The organism is Sulfidibacter corallicola, assembly GCF_017498545.1.
In the GTDB taxonomy this organism is placed as follows: domain Bacteria; phylum Acidobacteriota; class Holophagae; order Acanthopleuribacterales; family Acanthopleuribacteraceae; genus Sulfidibacter; species Sulfidibacter corallicola.
This window is the reverse complement of record NZ_CP071793.1, coordinates 3,219,042-3,232,922: the sequence shown is the minus strand read 5'-3', so window position 1 is coordinate 3,232,922 and position 13,881 is coordinate 3,219,042. Positions and strand designations below refer to the sequence as shown.

The following is a 13,881-nucleotide window of genomic DNA, read 5'->3' as shown; positions in this document are numbered from 1 at the left end:
TTTTTACCTTTCATTTATATTAATGTTGGATCCAGTCTATCCTTCAAACTGGTTGCGCAAACAATCCCGGGGGGTTGCATGTTGAAGTGGTTGGCCATTGCGTTTGCCGGCCTGATGCCGTGTTTCGGTGCCACGATCACGGGACTCGTCCAAACCGAGGAAGGACGCCCGTTGAGTGGCGCCAAGATCGTGATTTTCCACGAGATGGCACACATCCTCGTGCAGCGGGGCATCAGCGATCGGAACGGTCAATACCAGTTCAACCTGGAACCAGGTCAATATCAGCTCTTCGTTTTGAAGAAAGGCTATTTGCCGGTGCGCACCAAGGCGCTGCTGCGTTACAACCGCGAAACCATCGCCCTGCGCCACGACCTACCCCTCGAGCTGGATCTTTCCGAGAACGAACAGACACGCCACAAATTGAAAAGAATGATTCGGCGGGCGAATCGCGATCCCTATCGCGAGCTCGACGGGCTCGCCCTGGTCAAGACCGGCAGTCCGTTGGGACCCATTCCCCGTTCCTCGATCGTCGACGACAGCCTCACCGCCAAAGTCACCACCGGTGCCCGTCAGGGATTGAACGGCGACGAACAGCGCGCCACCGTGATGTTGGTGACCCAGGTGACCGATGCCGTTTCCGTCAACTCCTCGTTACGAAACGATCGGCGCGCCGACGGTCTACCCGAATCCTTCCAAATCATGGCCGGCGTCGATTACGCGGGTCAGGATTTTTCGATCGGCCTCGAGGCCGAAACCATCCGCGACGAGATGGAAGATTTACCGGGTCGCACCGAGCGGCTCCATCTGGAAGGTCGATTCGGCGATCAGGTCGTGGCCAATACGCGGGTATCCCTGATCGATACCCATGCGTTCACCGATCGGCATCGAGAGTTACGGCTTGAGCAGGAGTTGGATTACGATCTCCTCGGTCAAGTCATTTCCCACCAGGTTCGCTTCGGCGACTGGCAACGCAACCAAAACCCGTTGGCTCGCCAGGCAAGTTTTGACACGATCTGGAAGTATCGTGACAACGCCATGCTCGGTTTGGCTTCGGAGGTCGATTATCTCACCGTAGAGAATGGGGATTTCACCTCGGCGAAGTTATGGGTCACCGGTGACCATCAACGTGAAGATCAGCGATTTGCCGTTCAGACCAAGTTGGGTGTTCATGAAGAGGAGCAGCACTCCGGCGTGGTACAGCAGCATTTCGCTTCGGCCCGCTTTGGAGTTGTCGGTATCGAGTTGGAGTTTGCCGACGATTTCGATTACCGGCCCTACGCGTCTCACGATGTTTTTGGAGCATACCTGCAGACGCCCTCCAGCGCGTACGTCAACGAGGGCTTCTATAAAAACGAGAATAGGTCCACCGAGGTCCGAGTGGGAATGGATCACGGTACCTGGGAAAGCAAAGTCACCTGGTCCCAGCAGGATGGGAATGTTGAACAGGTGCAGCCCATCGACAACCCCCTTTTCAAGTCCAATGCTCAATTCCGCACCCGCGATGTGGCCTATCAGTTGACCTCCGCGCGGTACGGTTCACTTCTAGAGATCCGATACAGCAAGAACGAAGGTGACACGACCCGGTTCGACTATACGGAACTCGTTTTCGGTCAAACCCTTTCTCCCTTTCGCGATCGTGCACTGCTCGTGCTCATCGAGATTCAGGCCAGCAATCAGCCTACGCTTCCCGCATGGTGGATTTTGGAACGTCTTCCATGGGATGTCCTCGAGCGTGGCGCCTGGCTCGAGGGTCAAGTCAGCTTCCAGTTCTGACATGCCCCACAACCATGCCGAGCGCTCCACCGGTATGCCACCGGCCTCTTTGGAAACTCGGTCCTAGATAGGCGAAAAGCACACGAATCACAGGATGACTGTCTTCGTGTGCTTTTTGCTCTGTTCCGTTTGTGGGCTTTTCGGAACCAGGTTGCGCGAGACTACAGCTCCCCGCGCTCCAGTGCGGTGACCTGAGCCACCGGTGAAAATTTCTTTTTCGTCTCGTCGAAGGCGACCTTGGCGGCGCAGACTTCGGCGTCGTGGGTGAAGTACAGATAGCCGCCGTCGGCGTTCAGCGAGGTCAGCAGTTCGCGCTTCTCGTCGATCAGCCGCTCCGGATAACGGTCGTATCCCATGGTAATCGGCAGGTGCACCCAGGGGCGACCGGGAATCAGGTCGGCGGCGAAGACCAGGCGCCGATCGCTCCAGCGCAGGTCCGCCAGCAGCATGCCCGGGGTATGCCCTTCACTGATGTGGAATCGGACCGACAGCTCGTCGAAGTGGAGCACGTCGGAGATGTCTACCAGGTTCAGGCGTCCGCTCTCCTCGAGCAGTCGATTCAAGTCCGGGACGAAGGAGGCGCGATCGCGCGGGTGGGGATCGCGGGCCCGTGCCCAGGCTTGGCGGCCCGCGTAGAACTGGGCGTTGGGAAACAGCAAGCGGGCCGGTTGGTTCGGTTCATAGGCGGCCATCAAACCACCGGCGTGATCGAAGTGAAGGTGCGAGAGCACGACCGCGTCGATGTCCTCGTGGCCGAGGCCCAGATTGGCCAGGGATTCCAGCAGCACGTGTTCCGACTCTTGGACCCCGTAACGATCGCGGTACTTGGGTTCCATGTAGGCGCCGATCCCGGCTTCGAACAGGATTTTGTGGTTTTCGGTTTCCACCAACAGCGCGCGACAGGCCAGATCGATGCGGTTCAGGTCGTCCGCCGCGACCCAGCGGGTCCACAGCGCTTTCGGGGCGTTGCCGAACATGGCGCCACCGTCGAGCTTCTGACTGTTGCCCATGACACTGCTCAGTTTCATGAAAGCCTCCGTGCGGCATCGGCGCGCTGGCCGGCCGCCGATGTGGGCGGCCGACCCGAACGCCGGATTCGAGTTGGCGAAGATGCTCGAAACCGGCGCGGGCACCGTTTATCTCGGGTTAGAGAATGTACTTCTTCATGTCGTTACCGGTGACGTCGCCGATCTGCTTCAGCACGTAATCCCGGTCGATTTCGACCCCCTGGCCGGGCATCTCGCTGGCCTCGTAGAACAGATCCTCCAAGACCTTTTCCATGACCGCATGGAGCCGGCGGGCGCCGATATTCTCTTGAGACTCGTTGGCTTCGAAGGCGATGCGCGAGATTTCCCGCAGGGCGTCCTCCGTGAATCGGATCTCCACCTCTTCGGTTTCGAGCAGGGCCGTATTCTGCTTGATCAGCGAGTTGCGTGGCTCGACGAGGATGCGGTAGAAATCTTCCTCCGTCAGCGAATCCAGGTTCACTTGAATCGGCAGGCGACCCTGGAGTTCCGGCAACAGGTCGGAAACCTTGGCCACGTGGAAGGCTCCTGCCGCGATGAAGAGGATGTGATCGGTCTTGACCATGCCGTATTTGGTGTTGACCGTGCAACCCTCGATGAGGGGCAACAGGTCCCGTTGGACACCCTGGCGGCTGACGTCCGGGCCGGAGCCCTGGCGGCCGCCGCCGGCGATCTTGTCGATCTCGTCCAGGAACACGATACCCGAATTCTCGACCCGTTCCAGGGCGACCTTCATGACTTGGTCCATGTCGATCATCTTCTGTTCTTCTTCCTGTTGGATTCGACCCAAGGCTTCACCGATCGGAAACTGTTTGCGCTTGGTGCGGCCGCCGCCGAACAGGTTGGGAAGCATGTCCTTGATCTGGAAACCGATCTCCTCCATGCCGGACCCGTTGAACACCGTCAGGGATGGCATGTTGGTTTCACTGACTTCCAGCTCCACCTTCTCCTCGTCCAATTCGCCGGCCAGTAGCTTCTCGCGCAGGCGGTCCCGGTGCGACAAGTGGCGTTGTTCGATGGCATCGCGCTCGTCGTCGCTGAGATTGGCGGCAGGTCGCAAGGGCGGGTGGTACAGGTCCAGGATGCGTTCGATCGCGAGATCCTTCGCCTGGGTGCGCACCAGGGTGGCCTGTTCTTCCTTGACCATGTTGATGGAGATCTCCACCAGGTCGCGAACCATGGATTCCACGTCGCGGCCCACGTAACCGACCTCGGTGAACTTGCTCGCCTCGACCTTGATGAAGGGGGAGTGGGCCAACTTGGCCAGGCGACGGGCGATTTCCGTTTTACCCACACCGGTGGAGCCGATCATCAGGATGTTTTTCGGCAGAATTTCGTCGACCAGTTCCGGCGCGACGTTCTGGCGGCGGCGTCGGTTGCGCAGCGCGATGGCGCAGGCGCGTTTGGCCTTGTGTTGACCGATGATGTAGCGATCCAGCTCGTCCACGATTTGACGGGGCGTCAGGTTCGGCAACGATTTCGTCAGATCCAAGATATGTTTGTCCATTTACTCAATCGCCTCCACCGCAATTTCATTGTTGGTGTAGATACAGATCTCGCCGGCGATGCGCATCGCTTCACCGGCCAGCTCGCGAGCGTCCAATTCGGTGTGGCGGGCGAGCGCCTTGGCGGCGGCATAGGCGAAGGAGCCACCGGAACCGATGGCCACGATGCCCTCGTCGGGTTCGATGAGATCGCCGTTGCCGCTGACGACGAACAGGTGATCCTTGTCGGCGACGATCAACATCGCTTCCAAATTGCGCAGCACCTTGTCGGAGCGCCAGTCTTTGGCGAGTTCCACCACCGAACGCAACAGTTGACCCTTGTAGGCGTCGAGTTTGGCTTCGAATCGGGAAAACAGGGTAAAGGCATCTGCCGCGGAACCGGCAAAGCCGGCCAGGATCTTGTCGCTGTAGAGGCGGCGAATTTTTTTGGCGGTGTGTTTCATCACCACGTTACCCAGGGTGACCTGACCGTCACCGGCGATGGCTACCTGACCGTTCTTGCGAACCGCAATGATGGTCGTGGCCTTGATGGGTTCCATAAAACCTCACTTGTTCAAGGGTTTGTCCAAGAAAATGGGAAGGGACCAATCCATGGCGTCGATCGGCCCGTTTCCTGGGGCGTCGTTCGAGGGCCCGCAGGGCAACGACAAACCCGATATCGCGTTTAACGGGCCCTAACTATAGCATATCGGCCGGGGTGGCCCAGGGTGTCGAATGCCCTTGGGGCCCGCGCATTTTGGACCGGCGCCGGAACGCTACGCCATGAGCGAGAGGATGTGGTGGACCACGGCGCGCACGTGGGTCGGCGAGTTCCGCAGGGTGGCCGGCGTGAACCACGCCAGGGGCGAGCCTTCGCGGAAGGCCGGGGACGTTTTGGCCTGGCCCAGATAGACGTATTCCACGATATCGGTGTTCTGATCGATGGCGGTCACCTGCAGGTGCAGCGGTGGAAAGACCTTGACGCTCTGTTCGTCGAGGACGACGGGCATACAGCTACTGTGACCCAGGAACTCGAAGTCCAGGCGGGTGACCCGCGTGACCAGGTTGCGCAGGGTCTCCAACGGCGTTTCGGCATCGTTGAGACCCGCGCTGAGAGCGACATATTGGGACGCGAAGGGACCCTGCTCGCTACGGCACAGAAGTAGGCGCCGGCGGTCAGGGTCCAGCAAATAGATACTTACCCGATGTAGTCGCTTCTTCGGCAATTCACACCTGTCCGGGCGCGGAATTCCAACCCAAATTTTTCAGATCGGCAAGGATCTCGTCGACCGCTTCAGCCAAGGCGACCGAGCGACGCTCACCCGTCTTTCGAACTTTCAGCTCGACTTGGCCTTGTTTCAGTGAGCGTGCTCCTACTTTGACTTGAACCGGCATTCCAATCAAGTCCGCATCCTTGAATTTAGGACCGGGACGGTTGGCCGTATCGTCGACCAACACTTCGACCCCGTGCAGGGCGAGTCCGGACTCGATCGCTTCACATGCGGCGACGACCTCTTCGTCCTTGATATCCAGGTTCAGTAGAGCCACGTGGAACGGCGCAATCTGGACGGGCCAGATAATGCCGTCCTTGTCGTGATTCTGTTCGATGGCCGCGGCCATGGTGCGGCTGACCCCGATGCCGTAACAACCCATGACCATGGGGCGTTCGTTGCCCTCGGCGTCCAGGTAGAAGGCCTTCATCGATTCGGAGTACTTGATCCCCAATTTGAAGACCTGGCCCACCTCGATACCGCGGTAGGATTCGTAGACCCCTTCCCCGCATCGCGGGCAGCCGTCGCCGGCGCGGGCCGCGCGAAGCGTCAGCACCTTGGTCGGGTTGAAGTGGGCGACGGGGACGACGTTTTTCACGTGGGTATCCACCTTGTTGGCAGCCGTAACCACCGAACTTTGAGCCATCACTTCATCATCGACATAAATTGGAATATCTTTTGGCCAATCGAGGGGGCCCATGAAACCCGGCGCCAAACCGTTGGCCTGGAACGTGGCCGCATCGGTCACCAGCTCGATCTCGGCGGCACCCATTTCATTGCGCAACGTGGTTTCGTTCAGCTCGCGATGACCCATCAACGCGGCCGCGGCGATGCGATCGCCGGCGCGGTAGACGAGGGTCTTGACGCATTGTTCCGGCTTGACACCGAGGAAGCCCGCGACCGCCTCGATGGTTTTCTGGGCGGGGGTGGACACTTCTTCGGGAGTCGGCACCGAATCGGGCATCGCGGCCGGTTCGAAAGTCTTCAGTTCGGCGCGCTCCACGTTGGCGGCGTAGTCGCAATGGGAACAGGAGAGGATTTCGTCTTCGCCGGAACCGGCCAGTACGTGGAATTCGTGGGTATAGCTTCCGCCGATGTTGCCGGAATCCGCCTCGACCGGGCGGAACGTGAGGCCGCACCGCGTGAAGATCCGTTTGTATGCCTCGTACATCTGCCAATAGCTTTCGTCGCAACTCTGCTCGTCCGTATCGAAACTGTAGGCGTCCTTCATGATGAACTCGCGCCCGCGCATCAACCCGAATCGCGGACGAATCTCGTCGCGGAACTTGCTTTGAATCTGATAGAGGTTGACGGGCAATTCGCGGTAGGAGCGAATCTCGCGTCGCGCGATGTCGGTGATGACCTCTTCGTGGGTCGGGCCCAGGCAGTAGCCGTTGTCCTTGCGATCTTCGAATCGCAACAACTCTTTGCCGTAAGCTTGCCAGCGGCCGCTTTCGGACCACAACTCGGCAGGTTGCACCATGGGCATCAGCAATTCCTGGCAGCCGGCCGCATCCAGCTCTTCGCGAATGATGTTCTCGATTTTGCGCAACGAGCGCAGCGCAAGTGGCATGTAGGTGTAAATGCCTGAAGCCAATTGTTTTATCATGCAGGTTCGCAACATCAGGATGTGCGAAACGACCACCGCTTCCTTGGGGGTCTCCTTCAGCGTGTTGATGAGGAATCTAGAACGCCGCATAAGATTGATCACTCCTCAGGGTTAAAACGAGCATTCCCTTGGATTTAAAAGGCCTGAAATTTTAACATAGAGCCCAATCGGCTTTCCAGCTTCACTTTGGGGTGGTTCGCGATAATCGGCACGTTCGTTGCCCGGCGCTGTGAAGCTTTTGAAACAATAGAGTTAGCGTCTGTTTTGCGACTCTTGATGGCGTGCTTTCGAAGGGGTTCTTCGGTGCCCGATTTTCCCTGTCGCTGCAGGTTTCCATGCGCGACACGCGAGATCCGATGCGAAATGGGACGTGTCACAGTGTTGTGGAATGCGTTATAATCGACAAAATCCTCATCGATTAACATCATTCATTTTGTAAAACAGTCTGAAGTGTTTCTTCAGAAGATCCACGGTGGCATCTGTGTCTCAAGTTCAACGACGGAGTTCAGTATGGAGAGTTTGGTCGATCTTTCGCGTATTCAGGAGACTTCGGATGGTGACACCGAGTTCGAACAGGAACTCATCGAAATGTATTTGGACGATGCCGCCGTTCACGCCAGGAAAATCGCCGGCTCCGTTGCGTCTTCCGATGCCGATTCGATCAAGGCGACGGCCCACACGTTGAAGGGGGCCAGCGCGAATATCGGAGCGCAGTCCATCCAAGAAATCGCTTTTGAAATCGAGAAGGCCGCATTGGCCCATGATTTGACGCCGCTGCCCGAACTGCACCGTCGGCTCGAGGAAGCGCTCGCGAAGACAGACACATTTTTTCGGGATTATTTGAAATCACTCCAGTAAGCGACGTCGAGTGGGGGCGTCGAAGGGACCGATCGGCTATTCGGGCGGTTCGTGCCGGGTCGTAGGCTCTGGTCTCCGGTAAGCGCTGCCTCGGCCCGGGTTGCCCGTGTGGGAGATTGGGCCCCTCGCTCTCCGCACCGCTTTCGTCCAACCATCCGTCCGTTTCATCCCGCGCCCGGCCAGGCCTGACGCCGTTCGGGTGGGGTACTTGGAAATCCATGGTGTACCTAGGTTTGCATTGGAATACGTGTTCCGCGGCGAGTGTACATTTCGTGGATTTCTTCAAATTTCAAGCTGGCCGACAATCTTCCGATAGTTTCTCATATAGCAATGGGAGAATTGCCATGTCCAAGGTGGTACTGGTTGACGATTCCCGCTTGGCCGGAGTAGTGGTCCAACGCATCCTCGAGCCGGTGGGCATTGAATGTGTTCATGTGAGATCTGCGTTCGAGTTACTTGGGTTGAAGGGAAAAGTATCCGTTTTTCACAAATTCAAGCCTAGTGTGATTTTACTCGACATCGTCATGCCCGATATGGACGGGCTCGATGTGCTGCGACGCCTGAAGGCGCGCTCCGATGTCACCGATATTCCGGTGATCATGTTGACTTCCGCATCTTCCGAGCGCAACGTTCTCGAGTCATTGGAGATGGGCGCTGCAGGCTTTATCGCGAAGCCGATCGCGGCGGACAAATTGTTGGGCGAAATGGCGCGCACGGCCCGGGATGGCGGCGATCAGGCCTTGGCCAAATGCCTGGCCGATTTTCTGGACCCCGAACGGCGTGCCGAGGAAAACCTGGAGGCCTATCGGGTGGGTGCCGCCAACCTGAATTACCTCAACGAGATCCTCGATGGCGACGAGGAGCTGATGGAGGAAATGGTTCAGGTCTTCGTGGAGAGTTGCACCGAGCAGATCGCCGCCATCGCCAAGGCCATCAAGGACGAGGACGGTGATCAGATTCGCCGGGCCGCCCATACCTTCAAGGGTTCGGTCGGCAACTTCGGCGCACCGCTGATTCACGATCTCGCCTTCGAAATCGAAAAGGCCGGGACCAACGAAGAGATCGAACCGGCCCATCAGCACTTCGACAAGATGGTGCCGATGGTCGAGGAAATACACGAAGACTTGAGTGATTGGTTGGACGCGCGCCTGAAACAGAAGGGGTGAATCGCCCAAAAACTCCTTTCCGGATCCCCGTCCCTTTTGCCCTCATCCACAATTTCGCACCTGAGTTTGCGTCTCGGGTTACAATGCGTGGGTTTGTCGGACGGGGTTCACCATATCAAGGAGTTTTCATGTACGAAGCCGTCAAGTTCCTTCACATTATCTCTGCGATGGTTTTTTTCGGATTGCCGTTTACCTTCGGGCGTTGGTACCGCTCCTGCCTCGAACCCGGCCAGGAGCCGGCGTTGGTGGCCAGTCTGCAGAAGATGCGGCAATTCCTCAACGTTCACATGAACATCATGGGCCTGGTGACCCTGGGTACCGGAATCTATCTGGCCACCGCCACCGACATGTGGAAAGGTCCCGAAAAGTGGGTCCACGCCGCGCCGGTGCTGATGCTCTTGAGCCTGTTCAACGTCAACATCTTTCTTTCGGCGCCCATCAACGGCTTCATTCAGGAGCTTTCCAAAGATGGCGATCGCCAGCAGGTACACCTCAAGATTCGCAAGCGAATCGCCGCATTTTCCGGGATTCAACACACCCTGGTAACCATCCTGACCGCCATGATGGTCTTTCGTCCTTTCTAAAATCGGTTCGATTTCCCTCCTTCGACCCGTCCGCCCGGATCAAGTGGGGTTCGGCATCGAACCCGAGATCGAACGGCGCGGGCGGACCCCGTTGGCGGAGCGCGGGAGGCATCGGGCGACGCCTCTGGAGGCTGCTATGTTCACCGGAATCGTAGAAGAAATCGGAACGCTGGCCCATTCCGGCCGTGGTGCCGCCGGCCTCGAAATGACGTTCCGTGCGGGCTTGGTGCTCGAGGGTACCCAGCTCGGCGACAGTATTGCCGTCAATGGCACCTGCCTCACCGTCACCGCGATGACGGCCGCTGGATTTACGGCGGGGATCTCCCCCGAGACGCTGGAGCGCACCAATCTCGGTGCCCTGGCCGCGGGCCAGCGCGTCAATCTCGAACGGGCCGTCACCCCCTCGACCCGGTTGGGCGGCCATATCGTGCAGGGACACGTGGACGGCGTCGGTCGCCTGCGCGAAAAGAAAGGTTCGCGCGAGGCCCTGTGGCTGACCGTCTCCGCCGCGGAGCACATCATGCGCTACGTGGTGCCCAAAGGCTTCATCTGCCTGGACGGAACCAGTTTGACCGTGGTCGATGTCTGGCCCGATGCCTTCAACGTGATGCTGGTGCCCCATACCCAGGACCATATCGTGTTGCCGGATCGCCAAGTGGGCGACGCCATCAACATCGAGGTCGATATCGTGGGCAAGTATGTGGAAAAGTTCATGGCGGGTTACGCCCCGGGATCGAAAGCCTCGCCTGGGATCAGTCTCGAAACCCTCTCCGAGAACGGTTTCAGCTAGGTGGTCCAAAGTTGAATTGACACGCTGCGTCAAGTTTAACTTGTTTTAAAATAGTGAGTTGGGCGAAGAGGGTGCGGTTACCCCCTTCAAAATGTGAGGAAAACGTTATAATGGGAAAGTTGGGAGGAAAGGCAATCGTTCAATACGACCAAAAAAACAACCCAACCTCCTCTCACATGGACTCCGGCTTGATTTGCACCGATCCTTTGTTTCCATCGATGAAAACCCTTTGTCGTGATCTGCCGACATTTCCATTTTTTTTCGCTGAGCCGCTTCCCAAAAGGCTCGAGGCACAGGTTTCCCTTATTTCACCGGCCGTACCGACATGCCCAAGCGATCCAACCAGGCTATCGACCCACCAGTCACGACCTGATGGTGTGGGCGGCATCGAATCCCGTGACCTCCCTGTTGGTGATTACATGCGTCGCAACCGCGACATGCAACCCCGAACGGGTTCGCGTGCTCGCTGATTCCGTTCTAAAAAAAACATTGCATACTCTGGAGTGAATCCATGCCTTTAGCCTCTATCAAAGAAGCACTTGAAGATATCAAGGCTGGGCGTTTCGTCATTGTCGTCGACGATGAAGATCGAGAAAACGAGGGCGACTTGACCATGGCCGGCGCGCACGTAACGCCCGAAGCCATCAACTTCATGACCAAGTTCGGCCGCGGGTTGATTTGTGCCCCATTGGCCGCGGAACTCTTCGACCGCCTGAACATTCCGCTGATGGTGCCCTCGCAACACAACGCCTCGAAGTACGGCACCAATTTCGGCGTGTCGATCAGTGCCATCGACGGCATCACCACCGGTATTTCGGCGCACGATCGCGCGTTGTCGGTGAAGGCCCTCGCCGAGGAAGGGGCCGGACCCGAAGACATCCGCATGCCAGGCCATATCTTTCCGCTGCGTGCCCGAGCCAACGGGGTACTGACCCGACGGGGCCATACCGAGGCGGCCGTCGACCTGGCGCGCCTCGCCGGTTCCACCTCCGCCGGGGTCATCTGCGAGATCCTCAAGGACGACGGCAGCATGGCGCGCCTGCCCGACCTGGAAGTGTTCGCCGAGGAACACGGGATCAAGATCATCTCCATCGAAGATCTCGCCGCCTACCGCCGCCAAAAGGAAAACATCGTGAGCCGTATCGATGCGGCCACCATCCCCACGGATTACGGCACCTTTCAGGCGATCGCCTACCAGGACCACAACGGCCAGGAACACCTGGCGTTCTGTTATGGTGAAAAATCCGAAGAGGGCGTTCTCGTCCGTCTGCATTCCGCCTGTCTCACCGGAGACGTCTTCATGTCGCGACGCTGCGATTGCGGCCCTCAGCTCAAGAAGGCCCTGAAGGAGATCAGCACCAAGGGGCAGGGGATCGTTCTCTACCTGGCCCAAGAGGGGCGGGGCATCGGGCTCGCCAATAAAATTCGCGCCTATGCCTTGCAGGAAAAGGGTTTGGATACGGTGGAGGCCAATCTGCACCTGGGCTTCCCCGACGACATGCGCACCTATGACGTGGGTGCCGCCATCCTGCGCGACCTGGGGATTCGCGAGGTCTGCCTGATGACCAACAATCCCCGCAAGGTGGAAGAGCTGGAGGCTTGCGGCATCAAGGTTCGCGAGCGGGTTCCCCATCAGATCCAACCCCATGAGGATAACGACGGGTATTTGCGCACCAAGGCCTCCAAGTTGGGGCACCTGCTCGAGGACGGGCACGATTGGCGTCGAGATGCCTGATATTTCGCGTGCCCCCGCCGATTGATTTTGCTAAATACTGAATCGAGTTCATTTGAAGATTGATGACAAGGAGCGAGCATGGGTCAGACGTATGAAGGGAACCTCGTCGGTTCCGGGCTGAAAGTGGCGATTGTCAGCGCCCGCTGGAACGATTTCATGGGCGGTAAGTTGCTGGGTGGCGCCAAGGACGGCCTGATTCGCCATGGCGTGGACGCGGCCGCGATCGATGTGGTCATGGTTCCCGGTTGTTTCGAGATTCCCCTGGTTGCCAAACGGCTGGCGGATTCGGGTAAATACGACGCGGTGGTGTGCCTCGGCGTCCTGATTCGCGGTTCCACCATTCATTTCGACCTCATCGCCGGTGAAGCCGCCAAAGGGTTGATCACCGCCTCGCTGGGGAGCGGTGTACCGGTCACCTTCGGCATCATCACCACCGAGAACATCGAGCAGGCCATCGAACGCTGCGGCAGCAAGGCCGGCAACAAGGGTGTCGAGGCTGCCGTGGCCGCGATCGAAATGGCCAATCTCCTGAAGGCCCTGCCTTGAAGGAATTGTCACTGACACTCCGCCTCCTGCTGATTCGCCACGGCCAGGCCGAGGGCAACCGGCAGGGGGTGTTCATGGGGCATCGCGACGATCCGCTCACCGAACAGGGGCGCGCGCAGGCTCTCCGTCTCGCCGATCGACTGTGTGCGCACGGCGTGGAACGGGTCGACCGCTGGTACAGCAGCCCTCTGCGGCGGGCCTCGAACACGGCTGAAATCGTGGCTTCCGCCATGGGCGCCACGGTTCATTTGGAGGAGCGCCTGAAAGAACAGGATTTCGGCGATTGGGACGGGCTGACGCTTCCCGAACTGATGGCGCGCTTCCCCTCCGATTACCGGGCCTGGCGACGCGATGGCTCGACGCAACCCCCCACGGGTGGCGAAAGTCTCGAATCCGTCGGCGAACGGGTGTGGTCCTTCTATCGCGAACTGCGAACGATGCGTCCCGAAGGGGAAACCATCGCGCTGGTGGGTCATGCGGGCAATCTACAGGCCCTGCTTTGCCGCCTCTTTCAAATCCCCTTGCGCAGCATCTGGCCGTTTCGACTTCAGAACGGAAGCCTGACCCAAATCGATGTGGTCGAAGAGCTTCCCGTGCTCACCCACCTAAGTGTGATATAAGCTACGGGTCGAGTCAAAATTACGAATTATGTTCTAATGTATGTCGTCTATATTTTGCGAATGTTTTTAATACCGCCAACTGTGATCGAAGATCCCGTCCCTTGGCCTCCTAGGTGATCGCCTGCACTCGATAGGGGTTTTTCCCTCGAGTTTGGGTTCCTCAGAGGGTTTTGGGTGCGTGTTGACTGTCGGGGGTCTTTGTTCCTCACTCCGTATTTCAAAATGTCTGAAGAAAGCCGCCATTTTGTTTTGCCTCCAGGGGATGTTCTTTGGGGGTGAAATGTAGAAATGGGATTTTGCAAGATGGCCCAGGGAAAAACATGCTTGTCCGAAAGTGTGTCATTCGAGAGGTAAGCTTGTGACAAACCAGCGCTTTACAAGGCTTGCGCGACCGTAGTTCAATGAAAGGACAGTCGGGCG

General features: G+C 58.3%; 13 protein-coding genes. 8 read left to right on the top strand and 5 right to left on the bottom strand.

Annotated elements, in window-relative coordinates; all coding sequences use genetic code 11:
• Window positions 1-78: 78 nt before the first annotated feature.
• Window positions 79-1,773, top strand: coding sequence for a carboxypeptidase-like regulatory domain-containing protein (locus J3U87_RS09120; RefSeq protein ID WP_237382732.1), 1,695 nt, complete (start codon window positions 79-81; stop codon window positions 1,771-1,773).
• Window positions 1,774-1,934: 161 nt separating this feature from the next.
• Here the strand turns inward: J3U87_RS09120 and J3U87_RS09115 are convergent, their stop codons facing one another.
• From J3U87_RS09115 to J3U87_RS09095, 5 genes are all read right to left on the bottom strand, one after another.
• Window positions 1,935-2,801, bottom strand: a complete 867-nt coding sequence (locus J3U87_RS09115; protein WP_237382731.1) for an MBL fold metallo-hydrolase — start codon at window positions 2,799-2,801, stop codon at window positions 1,935-1,937.
• Between the two features lie 118 nt (window positions 2,802-2,919).
• Window positions 2,920-4,305 carry an ATP-dependent protease ATPase subunit HslU gene (gene hslU, locus J3U87_RS09110; RefSeq protein ID WP_237382730.1) on the bottom strand — a complete coding sequence of 462 codons (1,386 nt, stop codon included), beginning with the start codon at window positions 4,303-4,305 and terminating at the stop codon, window positions 2,920-2,922.
• A complete protein-coding gene (gene hslV / locus J3U87_RS09105) occupies window positions 4,306-4,842 on the bottom strand; it encodes an ATP-dependent protease subunit HslV (RefSeq protein ID WP_237382729.1) in 537 nt (178 codons plus the stop codon).
• A gap of 216 nt (window positions 4,843-5,058) precedes the next feature.
• On the bottom strand, window positions 5,059-5,472 hold the full coding sequence (locus J3U87_RS09100; RefSeq protein WP_237382728.1) for a hypothetical protein: 414 nt from the start codon (window positions 5,470-5,472) through the stop codon (window positions 5,059-5,061).
• A 37-nt stretch (window positions 5,473-5,509) separates the two neighbouring features.
• Window positions 5,510-7,252, bottom strand: a complete 1,743-nt coding sequence (locus J3U87_RS09095; protein ID WP_237382727.1) for a proline--tRNA ligase — start codon at window positions 7,250-7,252, stop codon at window positions 5,510-5,512.
• A gap of 360 nt (window positions 7,253-7,612) precedes the next feature.
• Between J3U87_RS09095 and J3U87_RS09090 the strand changes: the two genes are divergently transcribed.
• The 7 genes from J3U87_RS09090 to J3U87_RS09060 all read left to right on the top strand — a co-directional run bounded on the left by J3U87_RS09090 (window position 7,613) and on the right by J3U87_RS09060 (window position 13,461).
• Window positions 7,613-8,020: an Hpt domain-containing protein gene (locus tag J3U87_RS09090; RefSeq protein ID WP_237382726.1), complete on the top strand. Its 408-nt coding sequence runs from the start codon at window positions 7,613-7,615 to the stop codon at window positions 8,018-8,020.
• Between the two features lie 218 nt (window positions 8,021-8,238).
• Entirely contained in the window at window positions 8,239-9,186 is a 948-nt protein-coding gene (locus J3U87_RS09085; protein ID WP_337249555.1) for a response regulator, read from the top strand.
• 128 nt (window positions 9,187-9,314) lie between these two features.
• Complete coding sequence (locus tag J3U87_RS09080; protein ID WP_237382724.1) at window positions 9,315-9,770, top strand: DUF2269 family protein; 456 nt, start codon at window positions 9,315-9,317, stop codon at window positions 9,768-9,770.
• A gap of 136 nt (window positions 9,771-9,906) precedes the next feature.
• Window positions 9,907-10,560: a riboflavin synthase gene (locus J3U87_RS09075; RefSeq protein ID WP_237382723.1), complete on the top strand. Its 654-nt coding sequence runs from the start codon at window positions 9,907-9,909 to the stop codon at window positions 10,558-10,560.
• 511 nt (window positions 10,561-11,071) lie between these two features.
• Window positions 11,072-12,295: a 3,4-dihydroxy-2-butanone-4-phosphate synthase gene (gene ribB / locus J3U87_RS09070; RefSeq protein WP_237382722.1), complete on the top strand. Its 1,224-nt coding sequence runs from the start codon at window positions 11,072-11,074 to the stop codon at window positions 12,293-12,295.
• A 78-nt stretch (window positions 12,296-12,373) separates the two neighbouring features.
• Window positions 12,374-12,841: a 6,7-dimethyl-8-ribityllumazine synthase gene (gene ribH / locus J3U87_RS09065; protein WP_237382721.1), complete on the top strand. Its 468-nt coding sequence runs from the start codon at window positions 12,374-12,376 to the stop codon at window positions 12,839-12,841.
• Window positions 12,838-13,461 carry a histidine phosphatase family protein gene (locus J3U87_RS09060; RefSeq protein ID WP_237382720.1) on the top strand — a complete coding sequence of 208 codons (624 nt, stop codon included), beginning with the start codon at window positions 12,838-12,840 and terminating at the stop codon, window positions 13,459-13,461. Before ribH ends, J3U87_RS09060 begins: the two co-directional genes overlap by 4 nt.
• The last annotated feature ends 420 nt before the right edge of the window (window positions 13,462-13,881 follow it).